This window comes from Caballeronia sp. LZ032 (assembly GCF_031451315.1).
GTDB lineage: Bacteria > Pseudomonadota > Gammaproteobacteria > Burkholderiales > Burkholderiaceae > Caballeronia.
Map to the genome: position 1 here is coordinate 2228691 of NZ_JARUXP010000001.1, position 13243 is coordinate 2241933.

Here is a 13243-nt window from a genome sequence, read left to right on the forward strand (position 1 = left end):
GCCGGCAATGCCGGGTCCGCTCGAACGCCGACGAATGCGCGTGCATGGAGCGCAGCCGGAACCGCTACGGGTTCGAACCTCGATCGCGCGCCAACGACTTACACCTGGACAAGAACATGAAAGTACTCGACGGCATCAAGGTCCTGGATTTCGGACGCTTCATCGCCGGACCGTTCTGCTCGGCGCTGCTGGCCGACTATGGCGCCGACGTCATCCGCATCGACCGCGTGGGCGGCGGCGAGGACCGCTTCATCGTGCCCGTGACCGCACAGGGTGAAGGCGCGCTGTTCCTGCAGGTCAATCGCAACAAGCGCTCCATGACGCTCGACCTCGATAGTCCGGAGGGACGCGAGATCGTGCGCAAGCTGGTCGCCGATGCCGATGTCGTGATCGCCAACATGCCGCCGCGCACGCTCAAGAGCCTGGGGCTCGACTATGACAGCCTGTGCGAGATCAAGCCCGACATCATCCTCGTCGCCTCCAACGCGTTCGGCAACAGCCGTGCCGTGCGCGACCGCGTCGGGTTCGATGGCGTGGGCCAGGCGCTGAGCGGCGCGGTGTACATCGCGGGTACGCCCGACCGGCCGCAGAAGGCCATGGTGCCCGTGGTCGACTTCGCCACGGCCTTTTCCTGCGCGCTCGGCGTCATGCTGGCCCTGTACGAGCGCCAGCGCAGCGGCATGGGTCAGGAAGTGAGCGCGTCGCTGCTGTGCACGGGGCTCAACATGGCCAGCGGCGCGCTGATCGAGGAAGCTTTGCTTGGCCTGGATCGTCAGCCCACGCTGAACCGCGCGTCCAGCTACGCCCCTTCCGACATCTTCAAGGCCACCGACGGATGGTTCATCACCCAGGTCATCGGCCGCGCGATGTTCAAGCGCTGGACGCACCTGATAGGCCGCCCGGAGCTGCTCGACGACCCGCGTTTCGCCGACGATACGCAGCGCGGCATCAATGGCGAGGTGCTCAGCGACCTGATGAGCCAGTGGTGCATGGACAAGACCCAGGCCGAGGCGCTGAGCGCGCTCGAGCAGGCGCGCATTCCGGCCAGCCCGGTCAACTCGCCGCGTCAGGTGCTGGAAGACGAGACGGTCCGCGCCGCCGACGTGATCCGCTGGATGGACTATCCCGGCGCGCCGAAGAAGGTGCCCATCTTCGCCACGCCGGTGTCGCTGTCCCGCACGCCTCCGGAAATCCACACGCGGCCGCCGCTCACCGGAGAACACACCGATGAGATTCTGATGGGACTGGGCCTCGACGCGCAGAAGGTCGCCGAGTTGCGCTCGCGGAAGATCGTGTGATCGCCTGAGCCATCCGGGCGATCCTTCGCCCGGTTATCCCGCAAGCACGCTTCTCCTACATGCCCAGATAGGCGCGCTGGACCCGCTCATCGCCGGCGAGCGTGCGTGCGTCGCCATGCTGCACGACTCCGCCGCCCTCCAGCACATAGGCGTGATCCGCGATGCGCAGCGCGACCTCCGCGTTCTGCTCGACCAGCAGGACATCCACGCCCGAATCGCGGATTACGTGAATCACCCGCGCGATCTGCTCGACCACGGCGGGCGCGAGTCCGATGGTCGGTTCGTCGAGCAGCAATACGCGCGGCGCGGCCATCAGCGCGCGCGCCACCGCCACCATCTGCTGCTGGCCGCCGCTCAACGTGCCGGCGGGCGCGCCGAGCTTCGCGACCAGATCGGGGAAATAGCCCATACAGCGTTCGAGATCGGCGCTGACCGCGCGGGCGTCGTCGCGGCAATACGCGCCCAGTTCGAGGTTCTCGCGCACCGTCATGCTGCCGAACAGGCGTCGCCCTTCCGGCACCAGACACAGTCCGCGCCGCACCCGCGCATCCGCCGAGGCCGCGTCCAGCGTCTCGCCGTGCAGCGTCAGACTGCCCGCCTGCGCCGGCACGAGTCCCGCGATGTATTTCATCAGCGTCGACTTGCCCGCGCCGTTCGCGCCGATCAGCGTCACGATCTGCCCGCCGCGCACCTGGAAACTCGCGCCGCGCACGGCCGGCACCGCGCCGTAACTGATCGATACGCCGGACACGTCCAGCACGATGTCGTCCTGCCTGGTCTCAATGTGCATGCTCGGCTCCGAGATACGCTTCGATGACGCGCGGGTCGCGGCGAATGTCCTGCGGCGTGCCGGTCGCCAGCATGCGTCCGTGATGCAGCACGACGATGCGGTCGCAGACCTGCATCACCGCCTTCATGTTGTGCTCGACCAGCAGCACCGAACTGCCGAACTCGTCGCGGATGCGCTCGAACACCTCAAGTGTGGCGGCGACTTCCGTCTGGTTCAGACCGGTGAGCGGCTCGTCGAGGCACAGGATGCGCGGCCGCGACGCGAACGCGATCGCAATGCTCACGAGCCGTTGCAGGCCGTGCGGCAAGGTGCCGGCGATGTCGTCGAGCTTGCCTTGCAGCCCGAGCAGACGCGCGGTCTCGCGCACCCGCTCCAGGCGCTGCGCACGCGGCACCGCACCGAGCGTGGCGATGAGGATGTTGTCGGCCACGCTCATGCTGCGCATCAGGCTGCCGTGCTGGAAGGTGCGCGCAAGGCCTTTGCGGTTGATGCGTTCCGGCGACTTGCCGGTGACGTTCTCGCCCTCGATGACGAGCGTGCCGCGCGTCGGCGCGATGAAGCCGCTGATCAGATTGAAGGTCGTGCTCTTGCCGGCGCCGTTCGGTCCTATCAGGCCCAGCACTTCGCGTTCGCGAATCTCGAAGCTCAGGTCGGAGACCGCGAGCAGTCCGCCGAAACGCCGCGCGATGTCGCGCGCTTCCAGCAAGGGTCGGGTGGCGGAACTCTGCATCATGCGCCTCCGTTCGAGCGAATGAGCGCCGCGCGGCGTGACTTCGCGCGCGTGATGCCGCCCTGCACGAAGCCCATGATGCCGCCGGGCAGCAGCAGCATCGCGAGGACGATCGCCGCGCCGTAGAAGATATGCTCGCTCGCGCCGAAGCTGAGCGTCACGCTGCCGAGCAACACCAGCAGCACCGCGCCCGCCACCGGCCCGAGCGGGTGATGCTCGCCGCCGACCTTCAGATAGGCGAGCGCCAGCGTCGACAACAGAAAGCCGAAATCGAGCGGGCTGATGACATTGTTGGCGAACGCATGCAGCGATCCCGCGATGCCCGTGACGAAGCACGAGATGCAGAAGCACGCGATCTTCACCGCATGCACGCGGATGCCGACCGAGCGCACCACGCTCTCGTTGTCGCGCACGGCGATCAGCAGCTTGCCGAACTGCGAGGTTTCGAGCACGAACAGCGCGAGCATCAGCAACCCGGCGACGAACACGACGAACGCGGGAAAGCCGGCGCCGAACGCGGCCGGCGGGAAGATGCCGACCATGCCCGAGTTGCCGCCCAGCCAGTCCGAGCGCGTATAGACGATGCGCATCACTTCCGAGAAGGCGAAGCCGATCAGCAGGAAGTACGGTCCCTTGGTGCGCAGCGTGATGAAGCCGAAGACCGCGCCGATTGCACAGGCGAGCACGCCGCTCGCCAGCAGCGCGATCGCGAAGGGCAAGTCCCACAGCGTCGTGGACACGCCCGCCGCGTAGGCGCCGATGCCGAAGAACGCCGCCGTGGCGAAGTTCAGTTCGCCCATCAGCAACACGAAGCGCAGGCTGGACGCGTTCAAGGCCGCAATCGCGCACCACACGACGAGATTGGCCGCATAGCCGTTGCCGGCGAGAAGACTCGCGGCGCTGATCGCCAGCAACGCGAGCGCGCACAGCGCGAAAGACTTGTCACGCATGACCGAGCACTCCTTTGGGACGCACCAGCAGGACCAGCATGACGAGCACGAAGATCGCGAGATTCGCGCTCGACGGATCGAAGTAGTAGCCGCCAAAGCTTTCGATGAGCGCGATGAACACGCTGCCGAGAATCGCGCCGGGCACTGAGCCGAGACCGCCGATGACCACCGCGATGAAGCCTTTCACGAGATAGCTTTCGCCGAACTCCGGCGACACGATCGAGACCGGTGCGATCAGCGCACCCGCGATCGCGCCGAGCGCCGTCGCGACGACGAAGCCGCGAAACGCGATCGTGTTGTAGGGAATGCCTTGCAGCATCGCGGCTTCGTGATCGATCGACACGGCGCGCATCGCGCGGCCCATGCGGGTCGCGTTGAGCGACCACAGCAGGCCGCCCGCCAGCGCCACGGCCACGCCGCACAGCAGCAGCCGCTGCGCGGCGAGGGTCGCGCCGAACAGCTCGACATTGCCGCCGACGAGCGGCGGCACGGAGCGCACCGCGCCGCCGAAGACTTCGCGGAAGATCCCTTCGAACAGCAGCACGAAGCCTGCCGACAGGATGAACGAGCCGGCGAGATCGCGCTGGAAGCGGCGGAACGCGAAGCGGAACACGATGGCCCCGAGTCCCGAGGCGAGCACCACGCCCGCGACGAAGCCGCCGAGATAGGCGAGTTGCACCGGCACGCCGCGCATGACGAGCCAGGGAATCGCGACCGACACGATCAGCGCGGACAGCGTGAAGAACTGTCCGTGCGCGAAGTTCACGATACGCAGCACGCCGAAGATCAGCGTCAACCCGAGCGCGAACAACACATACACCGAGCCGATCTGCAACGCGGTCAGTGTGAGTTGGAAGAGTGTCTGCATGATATTCGGCGATGACCTGGTTTATTGGCCGGTGCGTTGCTTGAGCTCATCCGGGCTGATGCGCGCCAGTTCCACCAGCTTGTCGCCCTGGATCTGCGTGACGATGACCGGTACGAGAATCTGCTGCGGGCTGCCGTACACGGACTTCTCGCCGAACGCGGCGCGACCGTAGAACGAATCAAAGGTAATGGCCGGCAGGGTGCCGGCGACGACCGTCGGGTCGATGCTCTGCGCCTTTTCCATCGCGGCCTTGAGCGCCTTCACGGAATCGTAGAAGCCGACCTGGATCGCGTTCAGCGACTCGCCCGTCACGCTGCGCGCGCCCTCGTTCAGCTCGCGCTGGCGTGCCGTCACGCCGGGTCCGTCGAAGGTCAGCGCGGCACCCATGTACGCGTTGTTCGCCGCGCGTCCGCCGGTCGCGAGCAGCCCGTCCGCGCCGGTGCCCACTTCGACCACCTTCACGCCCTTCCAGCCCAGCGCATCCATTTCCTTGAAGACGAGGCCGCCATCGGCTGGCGGGCTCGAACACAGATCGACGACGTCCGGCTTGAGGCCCGCGAGCTTGGCGGCGACCGGCTGGAATTCCGTCGTGCCACGCTCGTACCAGTCGCTCGCGACGACCTTCACGCCGACCGCTTCCCAGGCCTTGCGCGCGAGCTTCTCCGTTTCCTGGCCGGTGGCGTCGTTGGGATTGAGCAGCGCGACACTCTGGATCTTCGGGTTGGCCTGCTTCACGTAGCGCACCAGCGGCGGCGCGATTTCGATCGGCGTATTCATCTGCGTGAAGGTCAGCGGATATTTTGGACCCTTGATGCTGGCGCCCCAGGCGGTCGTGAACAACAGCACGCCCTCACGCTCGGTGAGCGACTGCAGCGCGCGCGAGGGCGCGGTGCCGAGACTGCCGCCGATATACTTCACGCCGTCGCGGCTCAGCAAGGTCTGCGCGACTTTCGCGCCGTCCGCCGCGTTGTACTTGTTGTCGTACGCGACGCACTCGTAGTTGTAGACCGTGTTCGATACCTTCACGCCGCCCGCCTTGCGGATTTCCTCGGCGGCCGCCTTGCACAGCCATTCGCTGCCCTTGCCCCAGTTCGCGCCCGAGCCCGAGAGAGGCACGGACAGTCCGATCTTGATGACGTTCGGCGAGTCGGCGAAGGCGCCGGGCGTCGCGCCCAGTGCGGCGAACCAGAGCATCAATGCGCGTTCGATCGTCTTGCGCTTCATGTGTGTCTCCTGATGGTTTCGTTTTATCGTGGGCTCATTTGACGAGCGCGGCCTGCGCGGGTCAATCGGGCCATGCGAAGTGATCCGTACGTTGGAATTCGGCTGCGCGCGCTGTGTGTCGTGCAGAGCACGCGCGCGCGTAGCCGGACGGGCGTCGAGCCCGAACGCGCGATGATTCATCGAATGGAACGAATGTGCGGGTGCTTGAACGCCGCGATTCAGGTGATCGAACGCGCGGCGAGATGCCCTTCGCGAATCGCCGGCTGGATGTCGCGCGCAGAGAGCGCATCGCCGACGACATGCAGTTGCGCCACGCGCGAACGCAACGCCAGCCAGAGCTCGTTCTGCGACTGGCGATAGCCGACGATCACGACCGTGTCCGCGTCGATGGTTTCGGTCCTGGCGCCGAACAGCGGCTTGATCTCGGCGCGGCCCTTGCCGACCGATACCAGTTCCGCCTGCGTGACGATGCGGAAGTCGCCGGCCTTGTGGAAGCGCTGCAGCGCGGACTGAGTGCGGCCCGTCGCTTCCATCGCGGGCGCGAACATCAGATGGCGCGTGACATAGGTCACCTTGACGCCGCGCTCGATCAGCATCTCGCAACAGCCTATCGCCTCATAGTGCCCGACGTCGTCGACGACGATTGCCGTGTCGCCATAGGCCTTCTCCCTATCCGTGATCAGGTCGAGCGATGTCAGCACGCGCGCATCCGGTGCGATCCGCACCTGCGCGGCGGGGCTGGCCGTCTGTACGAATTCATGCGCTTCGGCGGGCTGCGATCCGGTAGCCACGATGACGACGTCGGGATGTTCGGCGAGCACGTCGGCGGCGTCCATGTAGGTCGACAGACGCACGTCCGCGCCCAGCCGATAGATCTCGTTTTCCAGCCAGATCGCGATGTCGCCGATGGCGTGCAGCTTCGGCATGCGTCGCGCGTAGTTCAGCAAGCCGCCGAGATCGGCCATCGCTTCGACCAGCGTCACGCGATGTCCTTGCAGCAGCGCGACGCGCGCCGCTTCCATGCCGGCGACACCGCCGCCGACGACGAGCACGCGGCGCGAATTGTTGGTCTTGACGATCGTATCGTCCGACAAGCTCGCCTCACGTCCGACCGCGGGATTCACCGCGCATCCCATCCGTCCGCTGAAGACCCCGCCGATGCAGCCCTGGTTGCAGCCGATGCACGGCCTGACTTCATGGCCCCGCCCTTCGCGCGACTTCACGACGAGCATCGGGTCAGCGATCATGCCGCGCACGATGTTGATGAGATCGGCCGCGCCGGTCTTGAGTGCCTGTTCGGCGTCGTCGAGCGTCGCGTACCGGCCGACGATGATGCGCGGCACGGTCACGTCCTTGCCGATGTCCTCGCTGAACGGCAATTGATAGCCGACGGGCTGATCCATGCCCGCGTAGCGATCGACATGAAAGTAATAGTCGCCATGCGTGATGTTGACGAAGTCGATCAGCCCTTCGGCTTGTGCGCGCAACGCGATCGCATTGGTCTCACGCGCCGAAAGGATGCGCTGGTCCGAACTGTCGCCGATACGCATGCCGAGCGCGAACCCCGGCGACGTCGCCGCGCGAACGGCGCGCAAGGCTTCCAGCAGGAAGCGGATGCGGTTCTCGAAGCTGCCGCCATAAATGTCGGTGCGCCGGTTCAGCACCGGCGAGAAGAACTGCGAGAACAGATAGCCGTTGCCCGCGAGTATCTCGGCGCCTTGCATGCCCGCTTCCTCGACGCGCACGGCGGCTTTCGCGTACGCTTCGACGAGTTCGCCGATCTGGTTGGTGGTCATCGGAACCGGCGGTGCGACCGCATAACGCCCCGGCAGCGCCGATGCCGCCCAGGGCAAACCGCCACTCGCCGACGGGTCCGTATAGCCGCCGTGCCAGAGTTGCTGGAACAGCTTCATGCCGGTAGGCGCGATCGCCTCGACCAGCCGGCGCATCGGTGCGATGGCGCCGTCGTCGCGTACGCTCAGCGCGAAAGTCGACGAATGATGCACGGATGCACCTTCGATGATCGACAGTCCCGCGCCCCCTTTCGCCCGTTCGAGGTGATAGGCGATCAGATCGTCATTGATGTACTCGCGTGAGAAGGACGTGGCATGCGCTGTCCTGACGATGCGATTCGGAATCTCCACCGCGCCGATGCGGATCGGCGACAACACTCGTTCATACATGTGCGTATCCTGGTTCTCGCGATGCCCGGAATCGCGCCGGTCACGCGAACGCATCCATTGGAAGACCGGGAATGAACATGCGCAACCGCTGCGCGACCGCTGTTCCGTACCTCGGAACCCACTCCTGGCGGACAAAGACATAGGCTCGTCCTATGGCGGGCACACCAAATCGGTATTTCCCTGCTGGACGGTCAGCGCTTTAAAGTGGGGCTTGGACAACCGCTGGCGACGGACGCGCCGCATGCGCGCACGGAGGATTCGAATGAACAAGGAATGCGCGGTCGATATCGTCGCGCCGACTTCGGTGGCCGCACTCGCCGCCACGCTCGACTACGAGGCGTCGCCGGCTGACGGCGAAGCGCTGCCACCGCTGTGGCACTGGATCTTCTTCCGGCCGACCGTGAGGCAAACGCTGATCGCGGCGGACGGCCATCCGCAGAAAGGCGGCTTTCTTCCCGACCTTGGCTTGCCTCGCCGCATGTGGGCCGGCGGACGCCTGCGGTTTCCGGCCCCGGTACGCGTCGGTGAACGCATCACACGCGAGTCGCGCGTGCTCGATGTGCGCGAGAAGCAGGGACGAACCGGCCGGCTCGGCTTCGTGACGGTCGCGCACCGCATCGAGAGCAACGGGACGCTGGCGATCGAGGAAGAACACGACATCGTGTATCGCGAAGCGGGCACGACGGCGTCGGCGCCCACCGCCGCACCCGCCGACGAAGCGTGGCAGCGCACGCTGATGCCCGATGAGACCTTGCTGTTCCGCTATTCCGCGCTGACCTTCAACGCCCATCGCATTCATTACGACACGCCCTATGTCACGGGAACGGAAGGCTATGCCGGCCTCGTCGTGCATGGTCCGCTGATCGCCACGCTGCTGATGGACCTGCTCAGGCGTCAACGGCCGGATGCCATCGTGCGCGAGTTTTCCTTCAAGGCGCTGCGTCCCTGCTTCGCCGGCAACGCATTGCATCTGTGCGGCCAGCCGTCCGCCGATGGCAAGTCCATCGAGTTATGGTCGAAGGACCAGGAAGGCTGGCTTGGCATGACGGCTCACGCCACGCTCGACTAACGCATACCACCCATCATGATCGAAACCAACGACGCATATCAGGACATTCGCGACGCCGTGCGCGACCTCTGCAAGCAGTTCTCGAACGAATACTTCCGCAAGGTCGATGAAGTGCGCGGCTACCCCGAAGCATTCGTCGATGCACTGACGAAAGCGGGCTGGCTCGCCGCGCTGATTCCGCAGGAGTACGGCGGCTCGGGCCTGGGTCTCACCGAGGCGTCCGTCATCATGGAGGAGATCAACCGGTCGGGCGGCAATTCCGGCGCGTGCCACGGCCAGATGTACAACATGGGCACCCTGCTGCGGCACGGCTCGACGGAGCAGAAGCAACGCTACCTGCCGAAGATCGCGTCGGGCGAATTGCGTCTGCAATCGATGGGCGTCACCGAGCCGACCACCGGCACCGACACCACGAAGATCAAGACGACCGCGGAAAAGAAAGGCGACCGCTATGTCATCAACGGCCAGAAGGTCTGGATCTCGCGCGTGCAGCATTCCGACCTGATGATTCTCCTCGCGCGCACGACGCCGCTCGCCGACGTGAAGAAGAAGAGCGAAGGGATGTCGATCTTCATCGTCGATCTGCGCGAGGCGGTCGGGCACGGTCTCACGGTCCAGCCGATCATCAACATGGTGAATCACGAGACCAACGAACTCTTCTTCGACAATCTCGAGATCCCCGCCGAGAACCTGATCGGCGAGGAAGGCATGGGCTTCAAATACATCCTCGATGGCCTGAACGCGGAGCGCACGCTGATCGCGGCGGAATGCATCGGCGACGGCTACTGGTTCATCGACAAGGTCAGCGAATACGTGAAGGAGCGCGTCGTGTTCGGCCGGCCCATCGGCCAGAATCAGGGCGTGCAGTTTCCGATTGCGCGCGCGTATGTCAACGTGGAAGCGGCCAATCTCATGCGCTTCAAGGCCTGCGAACTTTTCGACGCGCACCAGCCCTGCGGGGCGCAGGCGAACATGGCGAAGCTGCTGGCCGCCGATGCATCGTGGGAAGCGGCCAACGCCTGCCTGCAGTTTCACGGCGGCTTCGGCTTCGCTGCGGAATACGATGTCGAGCGCAAGTTCCGCGAGACGCGGCTTTATCAGGTCGCGCCGATCTCGACCAACCTCATTCTGTCGTACGTGGCCGAGCATATTCTCGGCTTGCCACGTTCTTTCTGAGGAAGCCTCGTCATGCGTCCGCTGCAAGACATCAGGGTCGTCACGCTGGAGCAGGCGATCGCCGCGCCCTTCTGCACGCGCCAGCTCGCCGACATGGGCGCGCGCGTGATCAAGATCGAACGTCCCGGCGCCGGCGACTTCGCGCGTGGCTACGACGAACGCGTCTCGGGACTGTCGTCGCACTTCGTGTGGACCAATCGTTCGAAAGAAAGCATCACGCTCGATGTCAAGCAGCCGCAGGCGCTCGAGATCGTCGACAAGCTGCTCGCCGATGCCGACGTGTTCGTGCAGAATCTCGCGCCCGGCGCGGCGCAGCGGCTGAGCCTCGACTACGACACGCTGAGCACACGTTATCCGCGCCTGATCGTCTGCGACATCAGCGGCTACGGCGCGGATGGCCCGCTGCGCGACAAGAAAGCCTACGACCTGCTGATCCAGAGCGAGTCGGGGTTTCTGAGCGTCACGGGTTCCGACGGCGAGCCGGCGAAGGCGGGGTGCTCGATCGCGGACATTGCCGCGGGGATGTATGCGTACACGAATATCCTTGGCGCGATCATCGAGCGCGGCAAGACGGGCCGCGGCAAGCGTATCGACGTGTCGATGCTGGAAAGCATGGTCGAATGGATGAGCTTTCCGCTCTACTACGCGATCGACGGACAGACGCCGCCGCGCCCGGCCGGCGCCTCGCATGCGACGATTTTCCCTTATGGTCCGTTCCAGGCCGGCGATGGCAAGACCGTCATGCTGGGCCTGCAAAACGAGCGCGAATGGAAGAAGTTCTGCGAGATCGTGTTGCGCCGTCCCGAACTCGAAATGGATGAGAGGTACTGCGCCAACAGCCGCCGCGCCCGGCATCGCGACGAACTCACGCGCACCATTGTCGAGGCATTTGCGGACATGAGCGCCGCGCAGGTGATCGAGCGGCTGGAAGAAGCGGGTATCGCCAATGCGCGCATGAACGACATGCACGACGTCTGGCGCCATGAGCAGCTCGACGCGCGCGGCCGGTGGACGCGCGTTCGCACGCCCGTGGGCGAGATCGCCGCGCTCTATCCACCGGGCTTGAGCGCGGCGGATGAACCGCGTATGGATGCCGTTCCCGCGCTCGGCGAGCAGACCGAAGCCATACTCGGCGAGCTCGGGTACGATGCGCGTTCGATCGAACGCCTGCGCGCCGAGGGCGCGATCTGATCATCAGGAACGCGCTGTATCGAGGATCGCCTGCGCACGCATCACGACGGGCCGATCGACCATCTTTCCCTGCACCGCAACCGCCGCGCCATTCGCTTGCGCGAACGCTTCGAGCACTTCCCTTGCCCAGGCGAGTTCCGCTTCGCTGGCGGCAAAGCATCGGTTCACGGTATCGACCTGTTTCGGATGGATGCAGATTTTCCCCGCGAAGCCGCGTCGCTTTGCGTTGAGCGTGTCGGCGTGGAGTGCGGCTTCGTTGTCGATGGCGGGTGTCACGCCGTCGATCGGGGCGCCGATGTGCGCGACTCGGGAGATCAATGCGAGTTGCGCGCGGTAAGGGTCCAGTTCGCTGCCATCGGATGCCATGTTCAGATCGGCGCAGAAATCGAGTGTCCCGAAGATCAGCCGATGCACATGCGGCGCACGCGCGATCTCCAGCGCGCGATGCATGCCTTCGGCGCTCTCGATCAGCGGGAACACGGGCATGCGGCTGCGTGTGCGCGTGACGAGTTCGATCACGTCCGTCGCGCTTTGCGCCTTCGGCAGCACGACGCCCGCAACGCCGCGCACGGTGCAGAGCCGCGCGTCCTGTTCGAACCAGGGCGTGTCGCGCGCGTTCACGCGGATCAGCACCGGGCGCCCGGGCGTGAGCCACGCGGCAATGGCTGCGCGCGCCTCGTCCTTGCGCTCGGGCGCGACGGCATCCTCCAGATCGAGGATGACCGCGTCGGCGCCGCTGTTCAGCGCCTTCGCGAATCGCTCGGGACGATTGCCGGGGACGAACAGCAGCGAACGATGACGGGTCGGGTTGGGCATCGTGGTCATCGGTCGTTCAGGCTTTGCACGAGTTCAGGCACCGCGCTGAACAGATCGCTGACGAGACCGTAATCGGCCACGCTGAAGATCGGCGCTTCCGCGTCCTTGTTGATCGCAACGATCACCTTGCTGTCCTTCATGCCGGCCAAGTGCTGGATCGCACCCGAGATACCGACCGCCACGTACAGCTGCGGCGCGACGATCTTGCCCGTCTGGCCCACCTGGAAGTCGTTCGGCACGTAACCGGCATCGACCGCCGCGCGCGATGCGCCCAGCGCCGCGCCCAGCTTGTCCGCCAGCGGTTCCAGTGTCTTCGTGTAGTTCTCGCCGCTGCCGAGACCCCGGCCGCCCGACACGATGATGTGCGCGCTCGTCAGTTCCGGACGGTCCAGCTTCGTGACTTCACGGCTCACGAACTGCGAGATGCCTGCATCGGCGGCGGCTTCGATCTTCTCGACCGCTGCGCTGCCGCCTTCGGCTGCGACCGGATCGAAGCCGGTTGCGCGCACCGTGATGACCTTGATCGGATCGCTCGATTGAACTGTAGCAATGGCATTGCCTGCATAGATCGGACGCTCGAAAGTGTCGGCGCTGTCGACGGCCGTGATGTCGCTGATCTGCGCGACGTCGAGATGCGCGGCGATCCGCGGCGCGATGTTCTTGCCGTACGCCGTGGCGGGAGCCAGGATGTGCGAATAGTCCTTCGCGATGTTCAGCACCGTGCCTTCGACGTTTTCCGCGAGGCCGTCGGCGAGTTGAGGCGCGTCAGCGAGCAGCACCTTGGCTACGCCTGCGATCTTCGCCGCGGCATCGGCTGCGCCTTGCGCGTTCGATCCCGCGACCAGCACATGCACGTCGCCGCCGATTTTAGTTGCAGCCGCAACCGTATTGAGCGTCGCTGCCTTGATCGACGCGTTGTCGTGTTCCGCAATGATCAGAATCGTCATG

General features: G+C 65.4%; 12 protein-coding genes. 4 read left to right on the forward strand and 8 right to left on the reverse strand.

Features of this window, described 5'->3' with window-relative positions:
- Window positions 1-116: 116 nt before the first annotated feature.
- A complete protein-coding gene (locus tag QCE69_RS10445; RefSeq protein WP_309917690.1) occupies window positions 117-1298 on the forward strand; it encodes a CoA transferase in 1182 nt (393 codons plus the stop codon).
- A gap of 55 nt (window positions 1299-1353) precedes the next feature.
- Here the strand turns inward: QCE69_RS10445 and QCE69_RS10450 are convergent, their stop codons facing one another.
- From QCE69_RS10450 to QCE69_RS10475, 6 genes are all read right to left on the reverse strand, one after another.
- Window positions 1354-2088 (reverse strand): ABC transporter ATP-binding protein, encoded by a 735-nt coding sequence (locus tag QCE69_RS10450; RefSeq protein ID WP_309917693.1) that lies wholly within the window; start codon window positions 2086-2088, stop codon window positions 1354-1356.
- The gene (locus QCE69_RS10455) at window positions 2078-2821 is read right to left on the reverse strand and encodes an ABC transporter ATP-binding protein (protein ID WP_309930582.1); all 744 of its coding nucleotides are present in this window, start codon (window positions 2819-2821) and stop codon (window positions 2078-2080) included. The genes QCE69_RS10450 and QCE69_RS10455 overlap by 11 nt, the downstream gene beginning before the upstream one ends.
- On the reverse strand, window positions 2818-3768 hold the full coding sequence (locus tag QCE69_RS10460; RefSeq protein WP_309930584.1) for a branched-chain amino acid ABC transporter permease: 951 nt from the start codon (window positions 3766-3768) through the stop codon (window positions 2818-2820). Before QCE69_RS10460 ends, QCE69_RS10455 begins: the two co-directional genes overlap by 4 nt.
- Window positions 3761-4636, reverse strand: coding sequence for a branched-chain amino acid ABC transporter permease (locus QCE69_RS10465; RefSeq protein ID WP_309917702.1), 876 nt, complete (start codon window positions 4634-4636; stop codon window positions 3761-3763). Before QCE69_RS10465 ends, QCE69_RS10460 begins: the two co-directional genes overlap by 8 nt.
- Window positions 4637-4657: 21 nt before the next feature.
- A complete protein-coding gene (locus tag QCE69_RS10470) occupies window positions 4658-5860 on the reverse strand; it encodes an ABC transporter substrate-binding protein (protein WP_404987840.1) in 1203 nt (400 codons plus the stop codon).
- 218 nt (window positions 5861-6078) lie between these two features.
- A complete protein-coding gene (locus QCE69_RS10475) occupies window positions 6079-8043 on the reverse strand; it encodes an FAD-dependent oxidoreductase (RefSeq protein ID WP_309930586.1) in 1965 nt (654 codons plus the stop codon).
- 262 nt (window positions 8044-8305) lie between these two features.
- Between QCE69_RS10475 and QCE69_RS10480 the strand changes: the two genes are divergently transcribed.
- The 3 genes from QCE69_RS10480 to QCE69_RS10490 are packed head-to-tail and all read left to right on the forward strand — an operon-like array spanning window position 8306 to window position 11479.
- Window positions 8306-9112 carry a MaoC family dehydratase N-terminal domain-containing protein gene (locus tag QCE69_RS10480; protein ID WP_309930588.1) on the forward strand — a complete coding sequence of 269 codons (807 nt, stop codon included), beginning with the start codon at window positions 8306-8308 and terminating at the stop codon, window positions 9110-9112.
- Window positions 9113-9127: 15 nt separating this feature from the next.
- The gene (locus QCE69_RS10485) at window positions 9128-10288 is read left to right on the forward strand and encodes an acyl-CoA dehydrogenase family protein (protein ID WP_309917711.1); all 1161 of its coding nucleotides are present in this window, start codon (window positions 9128-9130) and stop codon (window positions 10286-10288) included.
- Window positions 10289-10300: 12 nt separating this feature from the next.
- Entirely contained in the window at window positions 10301-11479 is a 1179-nt protein-coding gene (locus tag QCE69_RS10490; protein ID WP_309930590.1) for a CaiB/BaiF CoA-transferase family protein, read from the forward strand.
- Between the two features lie 3 nt (window positions 11480-11482).
- Here QCE69_RS10490 and QCE69_RS10495 read toward each other — a convergent pair whose 3' ends face one another.
- Complete coding sequence (locus QCE69_RS10495) at window positions 11483-12304, reverse strand: CoA ester lyase (RefSeq protein WP_309930592.1); 822 nt, start codon at window positions 12302-12304, stop codon at window positions 11483-11485.
- Window positions 12301-13242 (reverse strand): FAD-binding protein, encoded by a 942-nt coding sequence (locus tag QCE69_RS10500; protein ID WP_309930594.1) that lies wholly within the window; start codon window positions 13240-13242, stop codon window positions 12301-12303. Before QCE69_RS10500 ends, QCE69_RS10495 begins: the two co-directional genes overlap by 4 nt.
- Window position 13243: the final 1 nt, after the last annotated feature.